This is a genomic window from Mesorhizobium sp. 2RAF21 (genome assembly GCF_052115345.1).
In the GTDB taxonomy this organism is placed as follows: domain Bacteria; phylum Pseudomonadota; class Alphaproteobacteria; order Rhizobiales; family Rhizobiaceae; genus Mesorhizobium; species Mesorhizobium terrae.
Map to the genome: position 1 here is coordinate 398,864 of NZ_JBFRGM010000002.1, position 12,071 is coordinate 410,934.

The following is a 12,071-nucleotide window of genomic DNA, read 5'->3' on the forward strand; positions in this document are numbered from 1 at the left end:
CCAGATCGGAATCTTCTCTTCGCTCACCTCGGGTTTCCTCGCGAACTTGCTGCGCGCTTACGACAAACATCGCGCGCAGATTCGCATCGGGCTTTTCGATGGCGACCCTACGCATCATGTCTCTGCAATTCGGCAGTCTCGCCTAGACCTCGTTATCCGGTACTTGTCCATCGAGTTTGGTGACAAGCACCACCATCTCGATCCTGTTTAGGCGACTTTAGGCGAACAAACAGCAAATATCCGCAGTCCGAAAATTCTTGCATATTTCTGACGTGGCCACGGTCGAATCCGATACCGATATTCACTCACGCGTACTCGCACGGATCAATTGCAAACCCGACGCCCGGATGCACCACATGTCCTTGCGCCACAGCTTGAGATCGTTCTCGGCCAGGCGCCGTCGCACGGTCTCGCCCGACAGTTGCTCAACCTCCGCTTTATGTTGCCGAGCTGAATGAATGTGGAAACAGCAGCTATTTCAGTTGCCACGGTTACCCGCCGTCGAACAGGTCGAGCCGGCGATGCCGGCAGTACAGGAGCGATCCACAGCCATGAATCCGGCCTAGAACTGCCCGTGGCCGGAAACGACCTACCCCGTCATTCCATCCGGCCTTGTTCGAAGCACGAGCCATCGTGAAGTGCTGGCGGCGGACCGCTCATCAGGCACGCTTCGAAGCAAGGTCCGCGGCGCCGAGAAAGAAGGCCTGCTCCGGTCCTGTTCAGGAACTGGCCGGTTCCTTACCCCGCTGGGCGACAACACTGAGCAAAGCCAGCAGGCCCGAGACAATCATCAGGAAAAGCGACACGGCATTCAGCACCGGCGTCGAACCGGCCTTCACCATGCGATCATACATGGTGATCGTCAGTGGCGAGTCGGATCCCACAAGCATGAGTGTCGTGTTGAAGTTCTCGAACGACACCAGGAACGCCACCACGAAGGCGGAGAATAGTGCCGGCAGCAGATAGGGCAGCGTCACCGTCGCCAGCACGCGCACACGCGACGCGCCAAGATTCAAGGCGGCTTCCTCCAGCGCCACGTCGAACTTGCGCAAGCGCGCCGCGATCACCAACGAGGTAATGGTCACCAGGAAGGAGAACTGCCCAAGCACGACAAGGAGAGTGCCGGGCCGCAGGAAATCCATGTCCCAGCCTGTCGAGTCTTCCACGCCGTTCGCGATCGCGCTGGCAAAGACCAGGATCGAAATGCCAAGGATGACGCCGGGAATGACCAGCGGCACGATCATCAGCACGTAGAGCAGGCTCTTACCGGGGAAATGCTTGCGCTCGAACAGGAACGCATTGCAGGTGCCGGCCGCCACGGAAAGTATCGAGACGATGATGCCGATATAGAGGGAGTTCCACAGGCCCTCCATCAAGCGCCGATCGTTGAACATGCCAAGCTTGGGTTCGGTGGTGCCGAAAAACCAATCGAGCGTGAAGCCCTTCCAGGGCAGCGCCGGAAACAGCGAATCGTTGAAGGCGAATACCCCCGCTGCCACGAGCGGTGCGGCAAGGTAGAGGAAGAAGGCAAGCATATAGCAGCCGTAAACCATGCGAAGGAAGGTCGACTGCGGAGCGGCGACGTTCATGGCTAGTCCTTCGCCACGGTGGAGGCCAGACTCTGGCCGGTGAGACGCAGACCGAGCCAAACCACGAGCGAGGTGAAGGCCAGCAGCAGCACGCCGAAGGTGGCGCCCGACTCCCAATTGTAGCGGGTGACGAACTGTTCATAGATCTGCTCGGTGAACCACATGCTGTTCTTGCCGCCGAGCAGGATCGGCGTCAGGTAGCTGCCAGCGGTGAGCATGAAGACGATGATGCAGCCGGCAACGATGCCGGGCATTGCATAGGGAACGACGATGCGCCGGAACACCGTGAAACGACTGCCACCCAGATTGTAGCCCGCCTCGATCATCGCATCGTCCATGCCGTCGAGCGTCGAGACAAGCGGCACGATCATGAACAGCACGACGGTGTAGACGAGGCCGATCACCACTGTCAGGTCACTGTACAAGAGTTCGACAGGGCCATTGATCAGCCCGATCCACTGCAGAAAACCCGAGATCAAGCCGGTTTCGCGCAGCAGCACGATCCAGCCGAAGGCGCGGACGAGATCGCTGACCCAGAGCGGGATGAGACACATCAGGAACAGCGCGGCGCGCGAACGCTGGCGGGCGATCTTGGCGATGTAGTAGGCGACCGGAAAGCCAACGAAGAGCGCAAGGATCGTCACCAGGATCGACATCCACGCCGTGCGCAGCAGCGTGTTCCAGTAGATGGGTTCGCGGATGAAATCGACGTAGTTGGCAAAACCGAACGTGTACTCGCCAGGCCCCAGTTTCTCGCGCAGCGACAGATAGCCGATGCCGATCTGCGGCAGCAGGATCAGCAAGACCAGCCATAAGGCAAAGGGCGTGAACAGCAGGATCAGCGACAGTTTGCCGGCGTCGGAGCGGGCCATGATCTATCCCGCCACGACAAAGCACAGGGCATGCTTGCGCGCCCAGGAGATCTCGGTGCTGTCGCCGGGCTTGATGGCGGATGCCCCCTCCGTCGCGACGTGGCCGACCTCTACCAGATTGCCGCCGCCGATCCGCACCAGGACGCGGCTGCTGGCGCCGTTGAACAGCAAGCTGTCGACCGTACCGGTCATGACGTTGGCGTCCTTGGTCGCGCCGAGCGAAATCACTTCTGGCCGCACGAAGACCTCGACATTGGCCCCCGCCCTCACATTGCCATCCCCGACCGCGGCGATGACTACCCCGCCACTTTGGAGTTCCACGCGCGCCTCGCCCCTCTCGACGGCGGTCACACGACCCTGCCATCGGTTGCTGTCGCCGACGAAGCCGGCAACGAAACCGGTCCTGGGATTGTTGTAGAGCTCCTGCGGTGAACCGATCTGCTCGAAACGGCCGGCATTCATGACGGCGACGTTGTCGGACATGACCAGCGCTTCGGACTGGTCGTGCGTGATGTAGAGGAAAGTGGTGCCGAACTGATGCTGCAGGAGCTTCAGCTCGATCTTCATGCGTTCGCGCAACTTCAGATCAAGAGCGCCGAGGGGTTCGTCGAGCAGCAGGACGTCCGGCTCGAGCACCATGCAGCGCGCGATGGCGATGCGTTGCTTCTGGCCCCCGGACAATTGCGACACCTGTTTTCCGGCGACACCTGGCAGGCCGACGCGATCAAGAACGGCGGCCACCTTGCGGCCGATATCGGCCTTGCTTTCACCCCGGCAGCGCAGGCCATAGGCGATGTTCTCGCCGACATTCATCATCGGGAACAGGGCCAGGTGCTGGAACACCATCTTGACGCTGCGCTTGTTGGGCGGTGTCGAGACGACCGAGGCGCCCTTGATGCGGATGTCGCCGCTGGAAGGCGACTCGAAGCCGGCTATCATGCGCATCAAGGTCGTCTTGCCGCAGCCCGACGGGCCGAGGATCGAGAAGAATGAACCGCGCGGCACGTCGAAGGAAACGCCGTTGACCGCAACAAAGGGACCAAACCGCTTGATAAGGTCCTGGCACTGAAGATCATGCATAAGGGGTTCGCCAAGAAAGCCGATGCTGCCGGTCCGCAGGGATAACATCGCGGACCGGCAGTTGATTGGATCAGTTCGAAGTCGCGGCCTTGATACGCTCCAGCGCCTTGCCTTCCATATCTTCCAGGCCCGGCGGGATATTGGCGAAGAATTTCAGATTGGCCATGGCCTTGTCGTCGAACGCGACTTTGACCGCCGCCTTCTTGTCGTCCGGCAGCAGATCGACGCCGCCCTTGACCGCCGAGATGGCGCCGGTGGAGTCCGACATCAGCTTGACGATGTCGGGACGCAGCACAAAGTTGATCCATTTATAGGCGGCATCGTCAGCCTTACCCTTGCGCGGAATGGCAAACGTGTCGATCCAGGCCAATGCGCCGGTAGCCGGCGGGACGTAGACCAAGTTCTTGTTCTGCCCGTACAGCTTGAAGGCCGTCGAATCCCAGGTTTCGGACGCGATCACCTCGCCCGAGAGCAACAGAGTGGAGAGATCATCGCCGCCGTTCCAGTAGGTCTTCACATTGCTCTTGCAGGCGATCAGCTTGTCGGTCACCTCATCGAGCATCTTCTGGTAGCCTGCCTTGTCGGCATAGAGCGCGAACGGGTCCTTGCCCAGGGAGAAGGCGGTGCCGAGCAGGATGGTGCGCTTCAGGCGCATCGAGGTGCGGCCCTTGTATTGCGGATCGCACAGATCGCCCCAGCCCTTGACGTTCGGCGCCTTGCTGATGTCGGCAATCAGGCCGGACGTGCCCCACTGATGCGGCACGGCGTAGACCTTGCCGTCGATGGTGGTATTGGCCTTGACCGCTTCGAGAAGGTTGTCCTGCATCGTCGCCGTATTGATCTTCGTCAGATCCATCGGCTTGTAGATGTCGTATTCCTTCTGCGCGGCGAGGATGCGGTCGTGGCTCGGCTGCGCGAGGTCGAAACCAGCACCGCCGGTGGCGCGCAGCTTGGCGATGATTTCTTCATTGTTGGAGAGTGTCACCTCGACGTTGATATCGGGGTTTTCCTTCTCGAAAAGCTGCACGACATTGTCAGGTGCATAGCCACCCCAGGTCAAAAGCCGCAGCTTCTCGGCATGGGCCGCGCCCGAGATCGTCATCAGCGCCGCGGCGCCGATCAACCCTGCCGCCAGTTTCCTCAAAATCATTGATTTCTCCCATTGTTGGCCCGCTTCTGATTTCGATCAGGCTCATTATTTCCAGACAACCATGCGAGGGGCGGTCCTGGTGAAAAAGGTCCACTTTCGATGAAAGATCATACCGCTTGGGCAAGAGCTTTCATCAGAGGCGGATCGTCACTGCCTTGGTCTTGCAATAGCTGGCAACGGCGATAAGCCCCTTTTCCCGGCCGATGCCGGAACGGCGGTTGCCGCCGAAGGGTGTCTCGATGCCGCCGGCAAAATATTCGTTCACATAGACCTGGCCGGCATCGACATCCCTGGCGATACGATGCGCCTTCGAAAGATCGCGGGTGAAAAGACCAGCGACCAGGGCGAAGTCGGTGCAGTTTGCCGCGGCGATCGCCTCCTCCGCGCTGTCGACGACCTGGACGGCAAGCACCGGTCCGAAAATCTCTTCCTGCACGACCGGATCGTCCCACCTGACGCGATCGAGGACGGTCGGTTCGAAGAACCAACCTTTACCGGTAGCGGGATCGGTTGTGACGTTGCCGCCAACGGTGACTTCGACGCCGCGCGCCTTGGCGTCCACCACATAAGAGGACACCTTGCGCAGATGCTCGGCCGAATTGATCGCGCCGAAATTGACGCCTTCCGACAGACCATGGCCGATGCGCAGGGCGCGGGCACGGGCGACGAGTTTCTCGATGAACTCGGCGTGGATGGAGCGTTCGATCACCAGACGCGAACCGGCGGAGCAGATCTGGCCGGCATTCTCGAAAATCGCGCCGACGACATTGTCGAGCGCCACACCGAGATCGGCGTCGGCCAACACGATGTTGGGTGATTTGCCGCCCAGTTCGAGCGTCACGGAGGCGACGTTCTGGGCTGCCATCTTCATCACATGGATGCCCGTCGCCGTGGACCCCGTGAAAGTCACATGCCGGACATCGGGGTGGGACACCAGCGGCGCGCCCGCAGCGGCGCCGGTTCCGGTCACGACATTGCAGACGCCAGGCGGCAGGCCGGCCTGAACCAGGATCTCCGCCAGAAGCAGCGCCGTCATCGGCGTCTGTTCGGCCGGCTTGACGACAGCCGTACAACCAGCGGCGAGCGCCGGCGCGACCGAGCGGCAGGCGGTCGATAGCGGATAGTTCCACGGCACGATATGCGCGGTGACGCCAACCGGCTCCTCGATCGAATAGGACGTGTAGTCCGGGCCAAGCGGGTAGGCCTTGCCCTCATGCTTGTCGGCGGCCCCGGCATAATAGTCGAAGGCTCGGGCGGAGCCCCGGACGTCGCCACGCGCCTCGGCAAGCGTCTTGCCACTGTCGAGGACCTCCGCCACGGCCAGACGTTCGGCATTCTCGCGGATCAGGGCGGCGGCTTTCGCCAGGATACGCCCCCGCCCAGTGGGTGACAGCTTGCGCCATTCGCCCTGCCCCGCCTGCTTGGCGCTGGCGACGGCATCAATCACATCGTCGGCGCCGCCGGCGGCGAATTCCGCATGGATCTCGGCGCGGCCGGGATCGAATGTCGGCATCGTCGCCCTCGAATGCGACGCCCGCCATTCGCCATCGATGAAATGGCGCGATGGCAGGAGACCCGAAGCTGGGCTGTTCGTCGCGGGCAAGGTGGCCATCACGCGGCCTCGCTCATCTGATAGCTCGATTTGGCAAGCCATTCGGGATCGACCTCGATGCCCCATCCCGGTTCGTCCGAAACGGCGACCATGCCGTTTTCCACCGTATAGGGCGATTTGACGAACAGCCCTTCCTGCCAGGGATAGTAATCGGGCCCCTCGATCGAGAACTCAAGATATTTGCCGGCGCCCTCGATAGCGCGCAGGAGATGCATGGTGAACAGCGTCACCAGCCCCAGATTTGCACTATGCGGTGTCACTGGTAGGCCTGCGGCCCTCGCCATGGCGCATACACGTAGGGTGCGGCTGATGCCGCCGAGATAGAGTATGTCCGGCTGCACGATGTCGACGGCGCGCATCTCGATCATGCGGCGCCAGGTCTGGATCTCGCAGTCCTGTTCGCCGCCGGTCACGGCAATGTCGAGCGCATCCGTGACCTCTTTGGTCTGCTCGAGTTCCCAGTAGAGGCACGGCTCCTCGAAATGCTCGATGCCATTGTCCTTCAACAGGGCGCCGACTTCGATCGCGCGCCGGGGCGAAAAGCCGCTATTGGCGTCGACGAGAAGTGCCGCCTTGTCGCCCAGCGCCTTGCGGATGGTTGGAATAATGTCCTCGGTCCGTCCCGGCCATTCGTCGACGTCATGACCGTATTCGGCAGCGACGCGGAATTTGAAGGCGTCGAAGCCGAACTGGCCTTGCAGCCGCCTGAAACGCTCAGCCTCGGCGGCCGGCGTGATATCGCGCTTCATGGACGAGGCGTAGGCCCGCAATTTGCCGGGCGTGCCGCCAAGCAGGGAGACGACCGGCTGGCCTGCCAGCTTGCCGCGCAAATCCCAGATGGCGGTGTCCAGGCCGCCCAGCGCCCGCTTCATGTAGGAGCCGGGGAATTTGTGCTCGCGCTCGATGACCCGATCGGTCAGCACATCGATATCGTCGAACGGCACGCCAAGCACATAGGGCGCGACCTGCCTGTGCAACACGCTCGACGTGATGTCGGAATTGTAGGTCGACACCTGGCCGGTGCCCTGCCTGCCTTCTTCATCCGTTATGCGAACGAAGCCGACATATTGCGTGGTGAACGTCTCGATGCGTTTGATCTTCAAGTCGGACCTCGGAAAACGTGCTGGTATCGTCTGGAACTATGAAATCGCAATGACATCCCCGGTAAGGTCCACTTTCGAAAAATCCGAAAGCCGGTTATCCCCGACGGATGTAAATGGCGGCTCTCAAACCGAGGCGATGGTCAGATGGTGAAACGGTCCGCCGGTGAGTTGCTATTCGCGATCGCCGTCGACCGTTCGCTCGACAAGTCGATCACCACGCAGGTCTACGCCGCCGTGCGGCAGTTGATCACCTCGGGCGCCTTGCCGAGCGGCAAGCGGCTGCCTTCGAGCCGCACACTCGCCAAGGAACTTGATATTTCGCGCACCACGGCATTGTCCGTGTTCGAGCGCCTGACGGCCGAAGGCCTCATCGTCTCGCGAACCGGCTCGGGTTCCTATGTCTCGAACCTCGCTGAAACCAGCAAACCCGAGCGGTCGCTGACGGTACCGCCGCCGTCAGCACCCCCATCGACAAGGCTTGCCGATATCATCGCCGACGCCTCACCGCGCTTTTTCCAGCGGTTGTCCCATCCGCACAAGCCGCGCGCCTTCATCACCGGCCTGCCTGACTACGACGCCTTTCCGCTGGCGATCTGGGCGCGGCTAACCGCCAAGCACTGGCGTGAGCCACGCGATCAGGTCATGGGTTATTCCGACGCCCACGGTCATCCCCGGCTCCGCGCGGCGATTGCCGAGCACCTTCGCGCAAATCGCGGCGTGTCCTGCGACACTGAGCAGATCTTCATCGTGAATGGCGCCCAGCAAGCGTTTGACCTCATCGGCCGCGTGCTCCTCAATCCCGGCGATCCGGTATGGTTCGAGAATCCAGGCGCCATCGGCGCGCGCAACAGCCTGATTGCCTGCGGAGCCCGTATGGTGCCGGTACCGGTCGACCGGGAAGGCATATCAGTCGAGGCCGGGCTTCGCCTGGCGCCGGATTTTCGCCTCGCCTTCGTGACGCCGTCGCACCAGCATCCGATGGGCGTCGAGATGAGCCTTCGACGGCGCGGTGAATTGCTGACCGCCGCCAACGAGGGGGGCGCCTGGATCATCGAGGATGACTACGATGGTGAGTTCCGCTACGACGGACGACCATTGCCGACCCTGAAGAGCGCAGATACAGCCGAACGCGTCATCTATGTCGGTACATTCGCGAAGACCATGTTCCCAGCGCTGCGGCTGGGATTCTACATCGCACCGAAGCCACTCGTCTCGACCTTCCAGCGCATTTCCGGCGCCTTCCTGCAGGGCGTTCCTTCGAGCATCCAGGCCGTTCTCGCCGCCTTCATCGAGGACGGCCATTTCGCCACGCATCTGCGCCGCATGCGCGACATCTATGCCGGACGGCACGCCGCCTTCCACGAAGCGGCGGGCAAGCATCTGTCGGGCCTGCTCGACGTGCGCAACTCGGTCGCCGGTTTTCATCTCGTCGGCACTTTTGGTTCGCCCACGATGAACGAAGACAAGGTCTGCGCCGACGCTGACGCCGCCGGGCTGGCCGTTTCGCCAATCGGGCGGTTCTGCATCGAAAGATCAAACGTCGACAAAGGGCTTGTGCTGGGTGTCGCCGCGATCGATCAGCGCACCATTCGCAAGGGCGTGGAGACGCTCGCTTCCGTTCTGGAGAAAAACTGGGGCTAGCCAGCGATCAGCGAGCGTCCTCGAGGATCATCGCTGCGCCTTTTTCCGCCACCATGATGGTCGGCGCGTTGATATTGCCGGATGTCACGTTCGGGAAAACCGAGGCGTCGACGACGCGCAGCCCTTGCAGGCCATGCACGCGCAGCCGCGCGTCGACCACATTGCGCCCGTCATCAGGGCCCATGCGGCAGGTGCACGAAGCATGAAACACACTGCCGGACCGGGCGCGGATATCCGCGATCAACGCGTCCTCGTCTTGCGTCGCCATGCCGGGCTTCATCTCCTCGACGATGACAGCACGCATGGCGGGCGCCTCGGCGATCCGGCGTATCAGCCGGACGCCGGCAAGCATCTGCTCCATATCCCCCGGCGCCGAAAGGTAATTCGGCTCGATGACCGGGCCGGCCTTGACATCGGGCGATTCAATCTCGATCGAGCCGCGGCTCGCCGGCCGGCAGGGCTGAATGCCGATGAAGAAACCGGGAAACGGATCAGGCAATGTGAGCCGCCGCACACCGGGCGTCGGCTTGCTGTAGCTGACCGGCGAGAAATAGAGCTGGGTATCGACCCGATCGAGCCCGGTGCTGGATTTGACGAAGCCGCCGGCCTGGTTGACGCTCAGCGACAGCGGCCCATTGCGAAACAAGACGTAGCGGGCGCCGAGCAGGAGCCGTCCCCACCAGGGACGCAGTTGCGAATTGAGCGTGCCCACGCGCGAGTGGTAAAGATAGTCGATACCCAGATGGTCCTGCAGGTTCCGACCTACCCCCGGCATGTCCTTCACCAAGAGCTTGCCGAACCTCTGCAGCAGAGCGCCGGGACCAACACCCGAATGCTGCAGCAGAACCGGTGAATGCACCGCTCCGGCGGACAGGATGATTTCCCGCCTGGCGTTCGCGATCTGGCGCACCCCATTGATTTCATACTCGACGCCGACCGCACGGGAGCCGTCGAAAAGGATCCGGGTCGCGAATGCACCAGTGACGACCTTCAGGTTCGGACGGCCCGTGACAGGGTGCAGAAAGGCTGTTGAGGAAGAAGCGCGAAATCCCTTTTTCGTACTGATCTGATAGACTGAAACTCCTTCCTGCTGCTCGCTATTATAGTCAGGCGTTTTGCGAAAACCGGCCTGCTCGGCAGCCAGCAGCCAGTCCCGGCACAGGGGGTGCACCGAAGGAGCCATGTCGGTGACATGCAACTCGCCATTGCCGCCCCGCATGATGTCGCCACCCCGCTCGAAGGTCTCTATCGACCTGAAGAAGGGCAGGACATCATCCCAGCCCCAACCGGGATTGCCGGCTTGTTTCCAATCGTCAAAGTCGTGCCGCTGGCCGCGCACAAAGACCATGGCGTTGATGGAGGACGACCCGCCGAGCACCTTGCCGCGTGGCCAATAGCTGCGGCGCCCGGCAAGCGCTTCCTGCGGCCCGGTCTCGAATTTCCAGTTCACCTTGGGATTATAGAAACTGTGGCCATAGCCGATGGGCATGCGGATCATGAAGCGGCGATCGCTACCGCCGGCCTCAAGCAACAGGACTCGATATTTACCCGACCGGGTCAAACGATTGGCAAGCACACAGCCCGCCGAGCCAGCGCCAACGACAATGAAATCAAACTCGGCCAATGTCCGCCCTCTGCAACCAGATCCGTTTCTACAGGAGCGAAACGCGCGACAAAGGAGCCATTTCAAGAAGAGTTCACAGCCAATTCGGCGATCGGCAAAGGCAACCGGGCGGTGATACTGGCGCTCGAACTGTCGCCCAAGCAACAAGGGTTCGTCGCCTCCAATACCGGGTCTTTGGCCGAGGTATGGCAGGATTACGAGGCGATCATCTATCGTTTCATGATCGATCGCCGCTAACAAGGCAAAGACCTTGGCCGCGCCGCGGTCGCCTAGGCGCTGCAGGAGATGGCGCGCCTTAGCCACATCCGCTGCGTTTCGATCTGCTACAACCGGAGAACGAGGCGGCATGTCCCTTTATGCCAGTTTCGATTTCGTCGAGCAGGGATTGGACGAGGACGACGAGCTGATGCCGTGCTCGAGTTGAGCCGGTAACGCCTTGCGCGGCCGGCCGGAAAGCACCCGCCTGCGATCGAGGCTGCCGTGGATCGGGCACTGCCGCCCTCGCGCCGCCCGGCTGCCGTCGCATTCAAGCGGGGACGAACAGGATCTTCTGCCGTCGGACAGCGCCTCCATCGCCACGCGCGAAAAGGGGGCGCGCCGCCAGCGGAGCGGGGCGCCACATCGTGCATGAATTGCCGCGATGTATAGGGCTCGCGGACCTCGCCGTATTGCGGGGTCACCCAGGAGACCCTATCTAGCCGGCGGCTATCGTCGGTTCAATTGCACATGACGACGAGATGGCCGTAGCGGTCGCCGCGCGGTCCGGCCTGTCCTACATGGCTTTGAATGGCTGAGAGCATCATCTGATCTGTTCCAACTCGCCGTTGTCATCAGGGCCGAGTTCTTCTTCTGCCGCGGATGCGTCTATGAATCCGCACATAGGCCGGGTAGAACGGACAAGAGGTCGGGGTGCAGGCTGATCTCGAATCGTCTTCCAGTGGCGTGAGCGCCTTGGAAACCGGCAGATTCGCCGATCACTGGCCTATTCACCGGTACCCCGTTCAAGCCACTGATCCTGTGTTTCGTGGACTGGGACTAACCCGTATCAATCGACCACAAGGCCCCGCCAGCAAAATCCTTGAGGAGACGTAGGTTGGAGTGCTCGGGGCCTAATTTGCGGCTAATTCGGGTGATCCAGAGCTGCGTCGATGACTTAACAGTTGAAGGAATCGACATGATTGCCGCCATCAAGATGCAGGGCACCTCAGGCGGCATCACGCTCCTCGCTCGCAATCCGGTTCCCAATGCGGCGGTCCGCAGCAGTTCGGCCACCATCGCGCAATGGCTGTTGGAACGTGGGAACTGACAGCTTTGGCGACATGCGACGAGCGGGTGTCGGCCCTGCCTGTCCGGCTCTACGAGGGCGGCGTCCAACTTCTCAGGCCGAGATGCTGGCACCT

General features: G+C 61.7%; 11 protein-coding genes. 4 read left to right on the top strand and 7 right to left on the bottom strand.

Annotated elements, in window-relative coordinates:
- Positions 1–4: 4 nt before the first annotated feature.
- Complete coding sequence (locus AB4136_RS04650) at positions 5–211, top strand: LysR substrate-binding domain-containing protein (protein ID WP_083237701.1); 207 nt, start codon at positions 5–7, stop codon at positions 209–211.
- A 508-nt stretch (positions 212–719) separates the two neighbouring features.
- Here the strand turns inward: AB4136_RS04650 and AB4136_RS04655 are convergent.
- The 6 genes from AB4136_RS04655 to AB4136_RS04680 all read right to left on the bottom strand — a co-directional run bounded on the left by AB4136_RS04655 (position 720) and on the right by AB4136_RS04680 (position 7,406).
- The gene (locus tag AB4136_RS04655) at positions 720–1,589 is read right to left on the bottom strand and encodes an ABC transporter permease (protein WP_065997593.1); all 870 of its coding nucleotides are present in this window, start codon (positions 1,587–1,589) and stop codon (positions 720–722) included.
- Between the two features lie 2 nt (positions 1,590–1,591).
- On the bottom strand, positions 1,592–2,461 hold the full coding sequence (locus AB4136_RS04660) for an ABC transporter permease (protein ID WP_065997594.1): 870 nt from the start codon (positions 2,459–2,461) through the stop codon (positions 1,592–1,594).
- Between the two features lie 3 nt (positions 2,462–2,464).
- Positions 2,465–3,541: an ABC transporter ATP-binding protein gene (locus AB4136_RS04665; protein ID WP_065997596.1), complete on the bottom strand. Its 1,077-nt coding sequence runs from the start codon at positions 3,539–3,541 to the stop codon at positions 2,465–2,467.
- 70 nt (positions 3,542–3,611) lie between these two features.
- Positions 3,612–4,691, bottom strand: a complete 1,080-nt coding sequence (locus AB4136_RS04670; RefSeq protein ID WP_065997597.1) for an extracellular solute-binding protein — start codon at positions 4,689–4,691, stop codon at positions 3,612–3,614.
- 133 nt (positions 4,692–4,824) lie between these two features.
- Positions 4,825–6,303, bottom strand: a complete 1,479-nt coding sequence (locus AB4136_RS04675) for an aldehyde dehydrogenase family protein (protein WP_065997599.1) — start codon at positions 6,301–6,303, stop codon at positions 4,825–4,827.
- On the bottom strand, positions 6,303–7,406 hold the full coding sequence (locus tag AB4136_RS04680) for a mandelate racemase/muconate lactonizing enzyme family protein (RefSeq protein ID WP_065997601.1): 1,104 nt from the start codon (positions 7,404–7,406) through the stop codon (positions 6,303–6,305). Before AB4136_RS04680 ends, AB4136_RS04675 begins: the two co-directional genes overlap by 1 nt.
- Positions 7,407–7,550: 144 nt before the next feature.
- On the opposite strand from AB4136_RS04680, the gene pdxR reads away from it, so the two are divergent.
- Positions 7,551–9,047 (top strand): MocR-like pyridoxine biosynthesis transcription factor PdxR, encoded by a 1,497-nt coding sequence (gene pdxR, locus AB4136_RS04685; protein WP_210271000.1) that lies wholly within the window; start codon positions 7,551–7,553, stop codon positions 9,045–9,047.
- Positions 9,048–9,054: 7 nt separating this feature from the next.
- Here pdxR and AB4136_RS04690 read toward each other — a convergent pair whose 3' ends face one another.
- Positions 9,055–10,623, bottom strand: coding sequence for a GMC family oxidoreductase (locus AB4136_RS04690; protein WP_245317493.1), 1,569 nt, complete (start codon positions 10,621–10,623; stop codon positions 9,055–9,057).
- On the opposite strand from AB4136_RS04690, the gene AB4136_RS04695 reads away from it, so the two are divergent.
- Both AB4136_RS04695 and AB4136_RS04700 read left to right on the top strand, forming a co-directional pair.
- Positions 10,516–10,908: a hypothetical protein gene (locus tag AB4136_RS04695; RefSeq protein ID WP_245317497.1), complete on the top strand. Its 393-nt coding sequence runs from the start codon at positions 10,516–10,518 to the stop codon at positions 10,906–10,908. The genes AB4136_RS04690 and AB4136_RS04695 overlap by 108 nt on opposite strands.
- 937 nt (positions 10,909–11,845) lie before the next feature.
- Entirely contained in the window at positions 11,846–11,977 is a 132-nt protein-coding gene (locus AB4136_RS04700) for a hypothetical protein (protein WP_280939930.1), read from the top strand.
- The last annotated feature ends 94 nt before the right edge of the window (positions 11,978–12,071 follow it).

Excerpts from the sequence above, each read along its gene's own strand:
- AB4136_RS04655 (WP_065997593.1), bottom strand. The coding sequence starts at position 1,589 with ATGAACGTCGCCGCTCCGCAGTCGACCTTCCTTCGCATGGTTTACGGC.
- AB4136_RS04660 (WP_065997594.1), bottom strand. The coding sequence starts at position 2,461 with ATGGCCCGCTCCGACGCCGGCAAACTGTCGCTGATCCTGCTGTTCACG.
- AB4136_RS04665 (WP_065997596.1), bottom strand. The coding sequence starts at position 3,541 with ATGCATGATCTTCAGTGCCAGGACCTTATCAAGCGGTTTGGTCCCTTT.
- AB4136_RS04670 (WP_065997597.1), bottom strand. The coding sequence starts at position 4,691 with ATGATTTTGAGGAAACTGGCGGCAGGGTTGATCGGCGCCGCGGCGCTG.
- AB4136_RS04675 (WP_065997599.1), bottom strand. The coding sequence starts at position 6,303 with ATGGCCACCTTGCCCGCGACGAACAGCCCAGCTTCGGGTCTCCTGCCA.
- pdxR (WP_210271000.1), top strand. The coding sequence starts at position 7,551 with ATGGTGAAACGGTCCGCCGGTGAGTTGCTATTCGCGATCGCCGTCGAC.
- AB4136_RS04700 (WP_280939930.1), top strand. The coding sequence starts at position 11,846 with ATGATTGCCGCCATCAAGATGCAGGGCACCTCAGGCGGCATCACGCTC.